The organism is Streptococcus cristatus AS 1.3089, assembly GCF_000385925.1.
Classification (GTDB): Bacteria; Bacillota; Bacilli; order Lactobacillales; family Streptococcaceae; genus Streptococcus; species Streptococcus cristatus_B.
The window spans coordinates 466,589-482,181 of record NC_021175.1; the positions used below are offsets into that span (position 1 = coordinate 466,589).

Here is a 15,593-nt window from a genome sequence, read left to right on the forward strand (position 1 = left end):
TATTCTATTTATGAAAAATAGAGAGAAAATTTCTTGTATAGTAGGACAAAAAGATGAAAAACTGCTTTCAAAGTAGTATAATAATCTTAGTATCATAGTAGGAGGTTTCATATGCTGCATGTAGAAAAACTAGAAAAAAGTTTTGGGCAAAAGCAAGTGTTGTTCGGTATTGATTTTGAAGCCCAGCCAGGGCATATCCTTGGTTTGATTGGGAAAAACGGTGCTGGGAAAACAACGATTTTTCACAGTATTTTGCGCTTCCTAGACTATAGTGGAGAGATTCGTTTCGAAGGGCAGGCTATCAAGCAGGAGACCTATAGTAGGATTGGCTATCTGCCTGAGGAAAGAAGCCTGATGCCCAAGCTGACGGTCTTTGAGCAAGTGCGCTATCTGGCAAATCTAAAGGGTGTGCCGACAGCTGTTGTCAAAGAAAAACTGCCCCAGTGGATGGAAAAGCTTCAGGTCAAGGGCAAATTAACCGACAAAATCAAGAGTTTGTCCAAGGGGAACCAGCAAAAGGTTCAGCTGATTATCACGCTCTTGCATGAGCCAGACTTGATTATCTTAGATGAGCCTTTCAGCGGTCTGGATCCTGTCAATACTGAAATTCTGAAGGAAGTGATTGTTGAGGAGAAGAAGCGCGGAGCGACGATTATCTTCTCGGATCATGTCATGACAAATGTGGAAGAGCTGTGCGATGATGTCCTGATGATTCGTGACGGGCAAGTGGTCTTCAATGGCGATGTACAGGCAGTCCGCAACCAATATGGCAAGACTCGTCTTTTCGTTTCAAGTGACCTATCCCAGGCTGAATTAGAAGCCCTGCACCATGTTGTCAAGGCGACGCAGACCAAGCAAGGAATCTGGAAATTGATTTTGGATGACGAAACAGCTGGTCCTGAATTGTTTGAGCGCTTGACGCAGGGAAGCTATGTGGCAACTTTCGACCAGCAGGCACCAACAATTGATGAAATTTTCAAATTAGAATCAGGGGTGGAAGTATGAAACAAATGTTAATCGTAATCAAAGAAACCTACCTGCGTCATGTCAAGTCTTGGAGTTTTGTCTTTATGGTCTTGTCTCCTTTTCTCTTTCTTGGGTTGAGTTTGGGAATTGGCTATCTGCAAGGAAGCTCGATGGCCTCTTCAAAAAAAGTAGCAGTGCTGACCCAGCTTGATTCTGTCCGAGAAGTATTAAGAGCTGAAGATCAGCTGAGCTTTCAGTACAAAGATGAAGCAGCAGCCAAGCAGGCTGTAAAAGATAAGAAAATCGCAGGCTATCTGACGGTTGAGGAAAAAGACGGACAGCTCTCTGCTACCTACTATGCAGAAACCAGCATGAACGCTGCAACGAAAATGGCTTTGTCCAATTCTCTTATTCAGGTCCAGCAGGCTTTAAACTTGGCTCAGGCCCATTTATCAGATGAGCAGAGTCAGATTCTTGCGCGGACAGTCCAGTTTGAAGAAAAAATTGATGAAAACAAAGAAAGCAAGAAGATGGTTCAGACCTTTGCTGCAATAGGACTGGGCTTCCTACTCTATATGATTTTGATTACTTATGCCAGCATTACTGCCCAAGATGTGGCCAGTGAAAAAGGGACACAAAAATTAATGGAAGTTATCTTCTCCAGCATTAAGGCGACCGATTATTTCTATGCCCGTATGATTGGGATTTTTGCAGTGATTCTTAGCCATCTGGGTATTTATGTGCTTGGTGGACTGGCTGCCTTTCTCTTTGCGGACAGGATTCCACTTGTATCTCAAGTCTTGAAGAGCAATCCGGCCATTCAGCAGTATATCGGAGAAGCTGTGTCTTTGAATACCCTAGCTTTTGTAGCTGTCAGCATCTTTATGTATGTCGTTTTGTCGGCCTTTCTTGGCTCCATGGTGGCTCGACCAGAAGATACAGGAAAAGTCCTTTCGCCAGTTATCATGCTCATTTTAGTCGGCTTCATGGGAGTTTCAGCTTTGGGGGCAGCAGGCGATAATTTGATTTTGAAGGTTGGTTCTTATCTTCCTTTCATCTCAACCTTTTTCATGCCTTTCCGAGCTATCAATGGTTATGCGACAAGCTTGGAAGCTTGGATTTCTCTAAGCATTACAGTTGCTTTTGCGGTTATGATGACAGTTTTCATCGCGCGGATATACTCCAGCCTTGTCCTGCAGACGGATGATTTGGGAGCTTGGAAGACCTTCAAACGGGCTTTAAAATATAAATAAATCACAACTTCACTGGAGTCATCTGGTGAAGTTTTCTTTTTGTATTTTAATTTAATATTTTGAATAATAGGGCTAGGTAAAAAGTGGAATTTATGGTAAAATAGTACAGATAAAACAAGGAGTGGAAAAATGGTAGAACCTAAATATAAGCGTATTTTGATTAAACTATCTGGAGAAGCTTTGGCTGGCGAAAAAGGTGTGGGTATCAATATTGCCACTGTCCAAAAGATGGCTGAAGAAATCAAGGAAGTCCATGAACTGGGCATTCAAATTGCTTTGGTTATCGGTGGCGGTAATCTTTGGCGAGGCGAGCCAGCAGCAGAAGCAGGCATGGATCGTGTTCAAGCGGACTATACTGGCATGTTGGGAACAGTCATGAATGCACTTGTAATGGCAGATTCTTTGCAACAAGTGGGCGTTGACACCCGCGTTCAGACAGCAATTGCCATGCAGCAGGTAGCTGAACCTTATATTCGTGGACGTGCTCTTCGTCATTTGGAAAAAGGTCGGATTGTTATTTTCGGTGCTGGTATTGGTTCACCATATTTTTCAACAGATACGACAGCTGCCTTGCGGGCTGCGGAAATCGAGGCAGATGCTATCCTCATGGCTAAAAATGGTGTAGATGGAGTCTACAATGCCGATCCAAACAAGGATAAAACGGCTGTGAAGTTTGATGAATTGACCCACCGTGACGTTATCAACAAAGGCTTGCGCATCATGGACTCGACTGCTTCTACCCTTTCTATGGACAATGACATTGACCTAGTCGTCTTCAATATGAATGAACCGGGCAATATCAAACGAGTGGTCTTTGGCGAGCAAATCGGGACAACTGTTTCAAATAATTTATAAAAATCAGGGAGAAAAGAAAATGGCAAATGCAATTATAGAAAAAGCAAAAGAAAGAATGACCCAGTCGCACCAAAGTCTGGCGCGTGAATTTGGTAGCATCCGTGCAGGTCGCGCCAATGCTAGCCTTTTGGATCGCATCCATGTGGAATACTACGGAGTAGAAACACCGCTTAACCAGCTTTCTTCTATTACGATTCCAGAAGCGCGTGTGCTTTTGGTGACGCCTTTTGATAAGTCTTCTATCAAGGATATCGAGCGTGCGATCAATGCATCTGACTTAGGTATCACACCATCTAGCGACGGCTCTGTCATTCGTTTGGTTATTCCAGCCTTGACTGAGGAAACTCGCCGTGACTTGGCTAAGGAAGTGAAAAAAGTCGGTGAAAATGCTAAGATTGCGATCCGTAACATCCGCCGTGATGCGATGGACGAAGCTAAGAAGCAGGAGAAAGCCAAAGAAATCACTGAAGATGAATTGAAGGTTCTTGAAAAAGATATCCAAAAAGTCACTGATGATGCTGTCAAACATATCGATGATATGACAGCGAATAAGGAAAAAGAACTTCTAGAAGTTTAATATTTTAGCAGAATCAAAACTCAGTTGGCTTTGGCTGACTGAGTTGTTTTAACATTAAAATCCTTGCGGTTTGAAGAAGCAAGGTAGAAATAGGACTATATGAATACAAATCTTGCTAGCTTCATCGTGGGGATTATCACAGATGAAAACGATCGGTTTTACTTTGTTCAGAAGGACGGACAGACTTATGCGCTTTCTAAGGAAGAGGGACCGCATGAGCTCGGTCAATCTGTCAAGGGCTTTGCTTACAGCGATATGAAGCAGAAGCTTCGCCTAACGACTCTTGAAGTCACAGCGACCCAAGAACAGTTTGGTTGGGGAACAGTGACGGAGGTTCGCAAGGATCTGGGCGTCTTTGTCGATACCGGTTTGCCAGATAAGCAAATCGTGGTGTCACTAGACATCTTGCCAGAAATCAAGGAACTTTGGCCTAAGAAGGGCGACCGCCTCTATATTCGTCTGGATGTGGACAAGAAAGACCGCATCTGGGGTCAACTGGCTTATCAAGAGGACTTCCAGCGCTTGGCTCGCCCTGCCTACAATAATATGCAGAACCAAAACTGGCCGGCCATCGTTTATCGGCTCAAGCTTTCTGGCACCTTTGTCTATCTGCCAGAGAATAATATGCTGGGCTTCATTCATCCGAGTGAGCGCTATGCAGAGCCACGTCTGGGGCAGGTCTTGGATGCACGAGTAATTGGCTTCCGTGAAGTAGACCGCACCCTTAATCTCTCCCTCAAGCCTCGCTCCTTTGAAATGCTGGAAAACGATGCCCAGATGATTCTGACCTATCTAGAGAGCAATGGCGGCTTCATGACTTTGAACGATAAATCTTCACCAGACGACATCAAGGCCACTTTTGGCATTTCCAAAGGCCAGTTTAAAAAAGCCCTGGGCGGTCTTATGAAAGCTGGGAAAATCAAGCAAGATCCGACTGGAACGGAGTTGGTTTAATAAAGACAATTCTTGTATCAATCTTTAAAAAGTATTTGATGTTTTTACAATAGATAATAATATGAAAACGAAGGGATAAGTATGGTAACGCATAATAGGGAAGCTAGTCAGCGAGCAGACTTACATAGGAAAATCTGGTCTATAGCTGACAATGTGCGGGGAGCAGTTGACGGCTGGGATTTTAAACAATATGTACTTGGAATTCTCTTTTATCGCTTTATTTCAGAAAATATGTCAGCTTATTTTGATAAGGCAGAGCATGAAGCAGGTGATTTAGAATTTCGTTATGCTAACCTGACGGACGAAGAAGCAGAAGAAGATTTCCGTCCTGGAACAGTTGAAGAAAAAGGTTTCTTTATCCTTCCTAGTCAACTATTTGAAAATGTGGTTAAGAACGCTTCAACAAAATGAAAAATTTAAACGAAGAATTGGCCAATATTTTCCTAAGCTATTGAGAAGTCAGCAATTGGTTCAAATCAGAGGATGATATCAAAGGTTTGTTTGATAACTTGGATACACGAAGCAACATCCTTGGTGGAACTGTTCCAGAAAAAAATAAACGCCTATCGGATATACTAACAGGTATTAATGATATCCCTCTTGGTAACTTTGAGGACAATGATATTGATGCTTTTGGGGATGCCTATGAGTTCTTGATTTCCAACTATGCGAGTAATGCTGGTAAAAGTGGTGGAGAATTTTTCACTCCCCAGACAGTTTCTAAATTACTTGCTCGTTTGGTTATGGTTGGTAAGGACAAGATCAACAAGGTTTATGACCCAACATGTGGTTCGGGATCGCTCCTCCTTCAAATGAAAAAACAATATGAAGATCATATCCTAGAGGATGGTTTCTTTGGTCAGGAAATCAATATGACCAACTACAACTTGGCTCGTATGAATATGTTCTTGCACAATATCAACTACAATAACTTTGATATTAAGCGAGGAGATACCCTTTTAAATCCTCAGCATTTAGAAGAAAAGCCTTTTGACGCCATCGTCTCTAACCCTCCTTACTCTGTCAAATGGGTGGGAGATGGAGATCCAACTCTGATAAACGATGACCGCTTTGCGCCAGCAGGGAAACTAGCTCCTAAGTCAAAAGCTGACTTTGCCTTTATCATGCATAGTCTAAACCACCTGTCTAATAAAGGTCGAGCAGCTATTGTTTGTTTCCCGGGCATTCTCTATCGTGGAGGTGCTGAAAAGACCATTCGTCAGTATCTAGTAGATAACAACTTTGTTGAAGCCGTCATTGCGCTTCCAGATAATCTCTTTTTTGGAACTTCTATTGCAACTACGATTTTAGTTCTGGCGAAGAATAAACTTGAAAATAAAACACTCTTTATTGATGCGAGTAAAGAATTCAAAAAAGAGACCAATAACAATGTTTTGACAGATAGCAATATCGAGCATATTGTTGAATTGTTCACTAATTATCAAAGTGTGGACTATAAAGCAACTCTTGTTGATAATGAGGAGATTGGCTCTGAGCAAGATTACAATCTATCTGTGTCAACCTATGTCGAACAAGAAGATACACGTGAGAAGATTGATATTGATGTGCTCAATAAAGAAATCGCTGAGACTGTGACAAAGATTGACCACTTGCGTGCAGAGATAGATAAGATTGTAGAGGAACTGAGCCATGGTAAATGATGTGATTCTCTATAGAACAGATGACGGAGAGTCCGTTATTGAGCTTCACTTGGATAACGGAACGGTCTGGCTGACCCAACAAGAACTAGCTAAGCTCTTTCAAACTTCCAAGCAAAACATTAGTAAACATATCAAGGCAATATTTGAAGATGGTGAGTTGGATGAAACAGTGGTTGTCAACTATCAGTTGACAACCACTCGACATGGTGCAATGGCTGGTAAAACTCAGTCAAAAAAAGTCGCCTACTACAATCTCGATATGATTTTGGCGATTGGCTACCGTGTGCGCTCCCCTCGTGGAATCCAGTTCAGGCACTATGCTTCGACAGTCTTGAAAGAGTATCTGATAAAGGGCTTTGCGATGGATGATGAGCGCTTGAAAAACTTGGGTGGGGGCTCTTACTTTAAAGAACTCCTGGAAAGAATCCGAGACATTCGCTCGAGCGAAAAAGTCTTTTACCGTCAGGTTTTGGATCTTTTTGCGACATCAAGTGATTACAATGCAAATACACCAGAGGCAAAGAAATTTTTTGCGACGGTTCAAAACAAGATGCACTATGCCATTCACCACAATACTGCTAGTGAACTCATCTATAACCGTGTCGATAGCGAAAAGGAGTTTATGGGCTTGACCACTTTTAAGGGAGACCTCCCTACTTTATCTGAAGCAAAAGTAGCCAAGAACTATCTGACAGAAAAGGAACTCCGTGGTCTTAATCAGCTTGTATCAGGATATCTAGATTTTGCTGAAAGACAGGCAGAGCGAGAAGAGGTCATGACCATGGCTGACTGGGTGACACACGTAGATCGAATCCTTCTAGCTACTGGAGAAGACTTGCTGGACAATAGTGGGATAATCTCTCGAGAACAGATGGAGCATAAGGTGGATAAGGAGTATAAGAGCTACCAAGCCAAGACCCTCAGTCAAGTTGAAAAAGATTACCTCAAGGAAATTAAAAGCATTGAAAATCTAGCCAAGGAAGGAGGTAAGTGATGAATAACCTAGAAGAAATCCAAAACTGTCCCGTTGAGTGGAAAGAGTTGGGGGAAGTAGTAGATTATGAGCAACCAACCAAATATATTGTATCAAGTAAAGCTTATACTGACAGTAATGAAATTCCTGTTTTAACTGCGGGACAATCATTTATTTTAGGCTATACAAATGAAAAAGACGGTATTTATCATGCTAGCGAAAACAATCCTGTTATCATTTTTGATGATTTTACTACATCAAAACAATGGGTAGATTTTAAATTTAAAGTAAAATCATCAGCAATGAAAATGTTAACGATAAAAGATGAATTTGAAAACGAAGTTTTATTACGCTATGTATGGCATTATTTGGGTACAATAACTTATAAACCAGATCAACATGGTAGACAATGGATTGGAACTTATTCAAAGTTTCTTATTCCAATTCCCCCTCTAGAACTTCAAGAAAAAATCGTGCAAACACTTGACAAATTCACTGATTATGTTACAGAATTGACCTCAGAATTGACCTTACGTAAAAAGCAATATTCTTATTATCGAGATAAACTCTTATCATTTGAGAATGAAGTTTATCAGGTTGAGTGGAAAGTACTTAAAGATGTTGCTACATTGAAAAATGGGAAGGATTGGAAAAATCTCCCAATTGGTGAAATACCAGTATACGGCAGTGGTGGAGAAATGGGAGAGTTTGTTGCGGATTATTCTTATGACAAACCAACTGTATTGATTCCTAGGAAAGGTTCTATTTCTAATTTATTCTATTTAGAAAAAGCTTTTTGGAACGTAGATACAATCTACTATACAGAAATTGATGAAACTAAGATTATTCCAAAGTATTTTTATTATTATTTAACGACTGTTAATTTAGAAGAAATGTCAACTAATCCAACAAGGCCTAGTTTAACTCAAGCTATTCTTGATAAAATTAAGATCCCAGTTCCCTCTCTCGAAATCCAATCCCGCATTGTTGAAGTTTTAGACAACTTTGATACGGTTTGTCATGACTTGAACATCGGACTCCCTAAGGAGATTGAACTTCGTCAAAAACAGTATGAATATTTTAGAGAAAAACTCTTGACATTCACCGCCGAAGGCGAGTACACTGAGAGTAGAGTAGAGTAGAGGAGTGGGACAACTCCGCTATTATCAAACTTTTACAGTGGGTATTTGGTCCAATTCGAGTGAAGTTGGGACAAGTTGTCAATTTACAACGCGGGAAACGTCTTGTGAGACAACAATTAGCTACTACAGGAAGTTTTCCAGTTTATCAAAACAGCTTGGCACCTTTAGGATATTTTGAAGAATCAAACAGGGTAAAAGAAACCAGCTTTGTGATTTGTGCTGGAGCGGCTGGTGAAATCGGATATAGTGATACAGACTTTTGGGCGGCAGATGATGTTTATACATTAGAGACATCAGAAGATATTTCTGATAAATTTATGTATTATGTCTTGTTAAGTAAGCAAGATAGACTCAAATCACAAGTTCGAAAGGCTAGTATTCCTAGATTATCTAAGGATGCTATTGATAAAGTTACTTTTTATTTACCATCCCTTACTGAACAAGAAGGAATTGTCTCCATTCTTGACAATTTCAACACCTTAACCACTTCTATTTCAGAAGGTCTTCCTAAAGAGATAGAGCAGAGACAGAAACAGTATGAATACTGGAGAAATCAATTACTCAATTTTAATGAATAAGGAAAAGTGAATTATGACGGATGATAAAGTATTTAATACCTTGGAAGATGTTGCAGACGAACTGATCTCAAGTGATAAGAAGGTGCATTTAATTTATGCTTTTAATGCTACAGGGAAAACAAGGCTATCTACAATTTTAAAGGATAAATTAAATATCTCGGAAAATGATGAAGAGTCAAAAGTAAAGAAAATACTTTATTTTAACGCTTTCACAGAAGATCTTTTTACTTGGGAAAATGATTTAGAGAATGATGAAGATCGTTACCTCAAATATGATAAGCGTACTTTTTTTGGTAAGTTTTTAGAAGAACAGCAACAATTTGGACAAGTTATTCTCAACTTTCAGAAGTATGTCCATAACCTCATAGTTCCAAGTTTTGAGGATATTGAGAGACAGGCTAATGATAGTTCTGGATTCCCGATTTTTGATATTATTGGAGACCAGCGTGTTCCAATATTGGTGAGTGATTTTAAGGGAATTCGCTTTACTTTAGATGGTGATACAGTCAAAATTTCTAGAGGTGAGGAGAGGATATTTGTTTGGTCTATATTCCTAACTCTTTTGGAACTTATTATTGAAGAGTTAAGCGATCCAGATATTGACTCTGATTTTCAGGCCTTTAAGTATATTTATATTGACGATCCAATTTCTTCGTTAGATGATAACAATACTATTGATTCCGCTATTTTTTTAAAGGAAATTATTTCCAAATCTAAACGCACTGATTTAAAGTTTATCATTACTTCTCACCAACCACTTTTTTATAATGTTTTGTACAATGAAATACGATTTGACAGAAAAATACCAAATAAAAAAAAGTCCTTTTATGTTATGAAAAAAGAAGTTGATAAAGAGGACAAAGTCAGATATATTTTAACTGACGTTGAGAAAGATTCTCCCTTCGGATACCACCTAAAGGTAAGAGAAGAGTTACGTAAAGCTGTAGACAGTGGACGAGTTGAAAAATTCCATTATGCTTTATTCAGAAATTTAGCGGAGAAAACAGCTACTTTCCTAGGTTACGGTAGATGGGAAGAAGTTTTATTAGGCTTAAAAGTAGCTGGCGATGAAATTACTTCAGAAAATATAGAGTTATATGCTCAAAGGATCGATTTATTTACACATAATCGCCAGTCGGAGTTAGAATACAGAGAATTACAAAGCCGAGACCAAAATACATTGATAGAGTTGTTTAATAGTTTTGAGAAAAAATATCAATTTAAGCAATTAGAGGAAGAATAACTATGGTTGATTATTCAAAAGTGCATGAAGTAATTGCAGAAACAAATGAAGGGATTCTCTTGGCTGAGTATCAACCAGAGTATCGCACAGATAGAGAATATCAGTCTGAGGCAGACTTGGAAAATCAGTTAATTTCTGATTTGGTACATCATCTTAACTACGAACGTTTAGATATCCATACGCCTGCTGAGCTTTTAGCAAACGCCAAGCTCCAAATTGAAAAACTGAATAAAGTGACCTTTACTGAAGATGAATGGCTACGCTTTGTGGTCGAGTATCTGGACTGTCCCAATGAAGGGCTAGTTGAAAAAACACGAAAAATCCAAGAGAACCATATCTATGACTTTGTCTTTGATGATGGACGGATTAAGAATATTTTCATCCTTGATAAGAATAATATTCACAACAACAGCATGCAGGTTATCAACCAAGTGACGCAGGTGGGGAGTCATACCAACCGTTATGATGTGACCATCCTAGTAAACGGCCTTCCTCTAGTTCAGATTGAATTGAAGAAACGTGGGGTCAGTCTGCAAGAAGCTTTTAATCAGGTTCACCGTTATAGTAAGGAAAGCTTTAATAGTGAGAATTCTTTGTATAAGTATGTGCAGATTTTTGTGATTTCGAATGGGACTTATACACGCTATTTTGCAAATACAACGGCTCAAAATAAAAATCATTATGAGTTCACCTGTGAATGGGCAGACCGCAAGAATAAAACAATTCATGACCTAGAAGACTTTACTGTCACTTTCTTGAGCAAGCGTGTGCTCTTGGAAGTTTTGACCAAGTATTGTGTTTTTGATGCTGATAATACATTGCTCATCATGCGCCCATATCAGATTGCAGCAACTGAGAGTATTTTGCGCAAGATTCATTCTTCCAATGAAATGAAGAGTTTTGGTTCAATTAATGCTTGTGGCTATATCTGGCATACGACAGGGTCGGGGAAAACCTTGACGAGCTTTAAGACTGCACGCTTGGCAACAGAGTTGGACTACATTGACAAAGTGATATTCGTCGTAGATAGAAAAGACCTAGACTATCAGACCATGAAGGAATATCAAAAATTCCAACCGAATTCAGTCAATGGTAGTAATAATACAAAAGAACTCCAACGAAGTATCGAAGAAAATGATGATCGAATCATTGTCACAACTATTCAAAAGTTAAATAAGTTTATCACAGCAAATCCAAATCATGAAGTCTATGGTAAGAAATGTGTCTTGATTTTTGACGAGTGTCATCGTTCCCAGTTTGGGAAGGCGCAGAAGCGCATCAAAAAGGCCTTTAAACAGTATGCTTTATTTGGCTTCACAGGGACACCGATTTTCCCAGAAAATAGCTTAACGGGTGAAACGACACAAGAAGTTTTTGGAGAACAACTTCATAACTATGTTATTACAGATGCTATTCGGGATAAAAAAGTCTTGAAGTTCAAGGTTGACTATAACTATATCAAACCTGAAATCAATAAGTATAGAGAAGCAGAGAAAGCAGTTGGTCAAGAGCTTGATGAGAAGAAACTAAAAAAGATGGAGAAGGAACTTCTTTTGCATCCAGAACGGATAGCAACCATCACAGAGTACCTGCTTCGAGTTTATAACACCAAAACGCATCGAAATCAACACTATACCCACAAACAAAAGCAGATGTCTGGATTTAATGCCATGTTAGCGGTACAAAGTATTGAAGCTGCTAAGTTATACTATGACGAACTCCAGCGACAACAAGCAACTTTACCAGAAACTAGACGCTTGAAAATTGCAACCATCTTTAGCTTCGCACCAAACGAAGAACAATCTGCTTACGGGGAAATTCAAGATGAAGAGTTAGAGCTGCAAACTACTCAAATGCCTCAATCTTCTAAAGAGTTTCTGGAAAAAGCGATTGATGACTATAATCGAATGTTCAAGACTAACTTCTCAACCGATGGAAAAGAGTTCCAAAATTACTATCGTGACCTTTCTAAACGAGTTAAGTCCAAGGAAGTGGACCTTCTAATTGTAGTGGGAATGTTCTTGACGGGATTTGATGCTCCGACTATGAATACTCTCTTTGTCGACAAAAATCTACGTTATCATGGTTTGATTCAGGCATTCTCGAGAACCAATCGAATTTTTAACAAGGTGAAACCTTTTGGGAATATCGTTTGTTTCCGTGATTTAGAAAAGGCTACGCAAGAAGCTATTAAAACTTTTGGGGATACCAACAAACTTGAAATCATCTTAGAAAAAAGCTTTAGTGAATACATGGATGGTTTCGTGGATCAAGTAACGGGTATCAAGGTCAAAGGCTATACTGAAGTCTGTCAGGAAATTCTTGAGAAATTCCCAAATCCACAAGAAATTAAAACCGAGCATGAGAAAAAGGAGTTTGTTAAGCTCTTTGGTGAATTACTGAAACTTGATAATGTTCTTCGAAATTATGACGAATTCCAAGAAATCGACAAACCTATTTCAGAAGGTTATCTTCAGGATTTAAGAAGTGCGTATGTGGAAATTCGAGATGAATTTTTGAACCTTAAAAACTATGAAAAGACCAAAGATTTAGAGGTTGACCTTTCAGATGTTGAATTTGAAATTGAATTACTAAAAACAGATGAGATTAACCTAGACTATATTCTGGCACTGATTGTTGAGAAATCGAAGAATTCTGAGTCTAAAGAAGTAATGAAAGCAGAAGTTAGCCGTGTGATTCGTTCTAGTATTGATATCCGTGCCAAGGAGGATTTGGTATTGAATTTTATCAATTATACGGATTTATCTCAATTACAGAATAATGAATCTATCTTAGTTTCTTTTTATACTTATGCTAAAAAAGAAAAAGAAGATTCTATTCAAAAACTAGCTAATGATGAAAATCTTGGGGAAGGCTATCGTTTGTTTATTGATAAAGCGATACAAAAAGGATATGCGGAAAGTGGTGGGACTGATCTAGATGATATTATTCCGCCAACTTCTCGACGTAAGGGGGCCCGGGAGTTGAAGAAGCAGCAAATACTTGCTAAACTTCAGAAATTAGTAGAAATTTACCGCGGTATATAATTATAATTTAGAAAGGACTCTATGAGAAAATCTTTTTACAGCTGGCTGATGACGGAGCGTAATCCCAAAAGTAATAAGCCAAAGGCTATTTTGGCGGACTTGGCATTTCAGGATACGGCCTTTCCCAAGCATACGGATGATTTTGATGAGGTCAGCCGTTTTCTAGAGGAGCATGCAAATTTTTCCTTTAACTTGGGCGAGTTCGATGCGATTTGGGAAGAGTATCAGGCCCATTGAGTGGATAATGGCTGGGGATAGTCATTTTCCGCTTGCTTTGATATAATAAATGTAATTCATTCAAAAAATTAAAATAGAGAGGTTCTTTGTTTGCAGGAACATTCAGTAGAATTGAAACTAGGTCATCCAGATGATGCCTTTCATCTCTTTGGCTCTAACGAACGCCATCTGCGCCTGATGGAGCAGGAATTGCAGGTTACCATTCATGCCCGAACCGAGATTGTTCAGATTTTGGGCACGGAGGCTGCCTGTGAGGAGACTCGCCAGGTCATTCAGGCTCTCTTGGTCTTGGTCAATCGTGGCATGACTATCGGAACGCCCGATGTGGTAACAGCCATTACCATGGTCAAAAATGACGAGATTGATAAGTTTGTAGCTCTTTACGAAGAAGAGATTATCAAGGACAGCTATGGCAAGCGAATTCGGGTCAAGACACTTGGCCAGAAAATCTATGTGGACAGTGTTAAAAATCACGATATCGTCTTTGGTATCGGGCCAGCCGGAACAGGGAAGACCTTTCTAGCGGTGACCTTAGCGGTGACAGCTCTCAAGCGTGGGCAGGTCAAGCGAATCATCCTGACAAGACCAGCGGTAGAAGCTGGTGAGAGTCTGGGCTTTCTGCCTGGTGATCTTAAGGAAAAGGTGGATCCATATCTGCGTCCGGTCTATGATGCTTTGTATCAGATTTTGGGCAAGGATCAGACGACGCGCCTGATGGAGCGAGAAATCATTGAGATTGCACCTTTAGCCTATATGCGGGGTCGGACGCTGGATGATGCCTTTGTCATTCTGGATGAAGCTCAAAATACCACCATCATGCAGATGAAGATGTTTCTGACACGTCTCGGCTTCCAGTCCAAGATGATTGTCAATGGAGATATCAGCCAGATTGACTTGCCTCGTAATGTTAAGTCGGGCCTCATTGATGCTCAGGAGAAATTGAAGAATATCTCCCAGATTGATTTTGTACATTTCTCAGCCAAGGACGTGGTCCGCCATCCAGTGGTGGCGCAGATTATCCGTGCCTATGAACCGCCAGCTCCTAAGAAAGAGGATAGTGAAATAGCTGAGGACGAAAGCACTAGCTGATAAAAAACGACTAACTTGATGAGCAAGTTAGTCGTTTTCTAGTATCTGCAAATTATTTGGTCAAACCGTAGTTGTAGTCGTCATCCTGCATAGCTTCCACTTCACCAAGAAGGTAACCATTTCCGACTTGAGAGAAGAAGTCGTGGTTGGATGTTCCTGTTGAGATTCCGTTCATGACGATAGGGTTGACATCATCCGCTGAATCTGGGAAAAGGGGATCTTGTCCGAGGTTCATGAGGGCTTTATTGGCATTGTAACGAAGGAAGGTTTTGACTTCTTCGGTCCAACCAACACCGTCATAGAGGCTTTCTGTATAGCCTTCTTCGTTTTCGTAGAGGGTGTAGAGCAGGTCGTACATCCATTCTTTGAGTTTTTCTTGCTCTTCTTCAGGCAATTCATTGAAACCAAGTTGGAATTTGTAACCAATGTAAGTTCCGTGAACAGATTCATCACGGATGATCAGTTTGATGATTTCCGCAACGTTGGCCAGTTTGTTATTGCCAAGATAGTAGAGTGGCGTAAAGAAACCAGAGTAGAAGAGGAAGGTTTCAAGGAAAACGCTGGCTACTTTCTTTTCAAGTGGGCTACCATTGAGGTAGATTTCATTGATAATTTCAGCTTTTCTTTGTAGGTAGGGATTAGTGTTAGTCCATTCAAAGATTTCTTCGATTTCAGCCTTGGTATTCAAGGTAGAAAAGATAGAAGAATAGGATTTTGCGTGGACAGATTCCATAAATTGGATGTTATTGAAAACAGCTTCCTCATGTGGTGTACGGATGTCTGAGCGAAGAGCCTGTACACCCGTTTCAGATTGCATGGTATCAAGAAGGGTCAACCCACCAAAGACTTTTCCTACCAAGTCTTTTTCTTTGTTTGAAAGTTTTCTCCAGTCGTCTAGGTCATTTGACAGAGGGATACGAGTATCGAGCCAGAATTGCTCCGTCAGCTTTTCCCAAGTGGACTTATCGATAACATCTTCGATAGCGTTCCAGTTAATGGCTTTGTAGTAAGTTTGCAT

Annotated in this window: 13 protein-coding genes and 1 pseudogene; 13 read left to right on the top strand and 1 reads right to left on the bottom strand. The window is 40.0% G+C overall.

What is annotated here, in order from left to right; all coding sequences use genetic code 11:
• Window positions 1-111: 111 nt before the first annotated feature.
• From I872_RS02300 to I872_RS02360, 13 genes and pseudogenes are all read left to right on the top strand, one after another.
• Window positions 112-1,005, top strand: a complete 894-nt coding sequence (locus I872_RS02300; RefSeq protein WP_015604547.1) for an ABC transporter ATP-binding protein — start codon at window positions 112-114, stop codon at window positions 1,003-1,005.
• The gene (locus I872_RS02305; RefSeq protein WP_015604548.1) at window positions 1,002-2,219 is read left to right on the top strand and encodes an ABC transporter permease; all 1,218 of its coding nucleotides are present in this window, start codon (window positions 1,002-1,004) and stop codon (window positions 2,217-2,219) included. The genes I872_RS02300 and I872_RS02305 overlap by 4 nt, the downstream gene beginning before the upstream one ends.
• Window positions 2,220-2,348: 129 nt before the next feature.
• Window positions 2,349-3,074 (top strand): UMP kinase, encoded by a 726-nt coding sequence (gene pyrH / locus I872_RS02310; RefSeq protein ID WP_005589574.1) that lies wholly within the window; start codon window positions 2,349-2,351, stop codon window positions 3,072-3,074.
• 19 nt (window positions 3,075-3,093) lie between these two features.
• Window positions 3,094-3,651, top strand: coding sequence for a ribosome recycling factor (gene frr, locus I872_RS02315; protein WP_015604549.1), 558 nt, complete (start codon window positions 3,094-3,096; stop codon window positions 3,649-3,651).
• A 99-nt stretch (window positions 3,652-3,750) separates the two neighbouring features.
• Entirely contained in the window at window positions 3,751-4,605 is an 855-nt protein-coding gene (gene cvfB, locus I872_RS02320) for an RNA-binding virulence regulatory protein CvfB (RefSeq protein ID WP_015604550.1), read from the top strand.
• Between the two features lie 81 nt (window positions 4,606-4,686).
• Window positions 4,687-6,266: pseudogene (locus I872_RS02325) on the top strand (type I restriction-modification system subunit M).
• The gene (locus I872_RS02330) at window positions 6,256-7,260 is read left to right on the top strand and encodes a virulence RhuM family protein (RefSeq protein WP_015604551.1); all 1,005 of its coding nucleotides are present in this window, start codon (window positions 6,256-6,258) and stop codon (window positions 7,258-7,260) included. The pseudogene I872_RS02325 and the gene I872_RS02330 overlap by 11 nt, the downstream one beginning before the upstream one ends.
• Window positions 7,260-8,381, top strand: coding sequence for a restriction endonuclease subunit S (locus tag I872_RS02335; protein ID WP_015604552.1), 1,122 nt, complete (start codon window positions 7,260-7,262; stop codon window positions 8,379-8,381). The genes I872_RS02330 and I872_RS02335 overlap by 1 nt, the downstream gene beginning before the upstream one ends.
• A 104-nt stretch (window positions 8,382-8,485) precedes the next feature.
• Window positions 8,486-8,959, top strand: coding sequence for a restriction endonuclease subunit S (locus tag I872_RS02340; RefSeq protein WP_015604553.1), 474 nt, complete (start codon window positions 8,486-8,488; stop codon window positions 8,957-8,959).
• A 13-nt stretch (window positions 8,960-8,972) separates the two neighbouring features.
• A complete protein-coding gene (locus I872_RS02345; protein WP_015604554.1) occupies window positions 8,973-10,202 on the top strand; it encodes a hypothetical protein in 1,230 nt (409 codons plus the stop codon).
• A 2-nt stretch (window positions 10,203-10,204) separates the two neighbouring features.
• Complete coding sequence (locus I872_RS02350) at window positions 10,205-13,249, top strand: type I restriction endonuclease subunit R (protein ID WP_015604555.1); 3,045 nt, start codon at window positions 10,205-10,207, stop codon at window positions 13,247-13,249.
• Window positions 13,250-13,270: 21 nt separating this feature from the next.
• On the top strand, window positions 13,271-13,486 hold the full coding sequence (locus tag I872_RS02355) for a YozE family protein (protein WP_005589581.1): 216 nt from the start codon (window positions 13,271-13,273) through the stop codon (window positions 13,484-13,486).
• 90 nt (window positions 13,487-13,576) lie between these two features.
• Entirely contained in the window at window positions 13,577-14,575 is a 999-nt protein-coding gene (locus I872_RS02360; protein ID WP_015604556.1) for a PhoH family protein, read from the top strand.
• A gap of 52 nt (window positions 14,576-14,627) precedes the next feature.
• Here I872_RS02360 and nrdF read toward each other — a convergent pair whose 3' ends face one another.
• Window positions 14,628-15,593 (bottom strand): class 1b ribonucleoside-diphosphate reductase subunit beta, encoded by a 966-nt coding sequence (gene nrdF, locus I872_RS02365; protein ID WP_015604557.1) that lies wholly within the window; start codon window positions 15,591-15,593, stop codon window positions 14,628-14,630.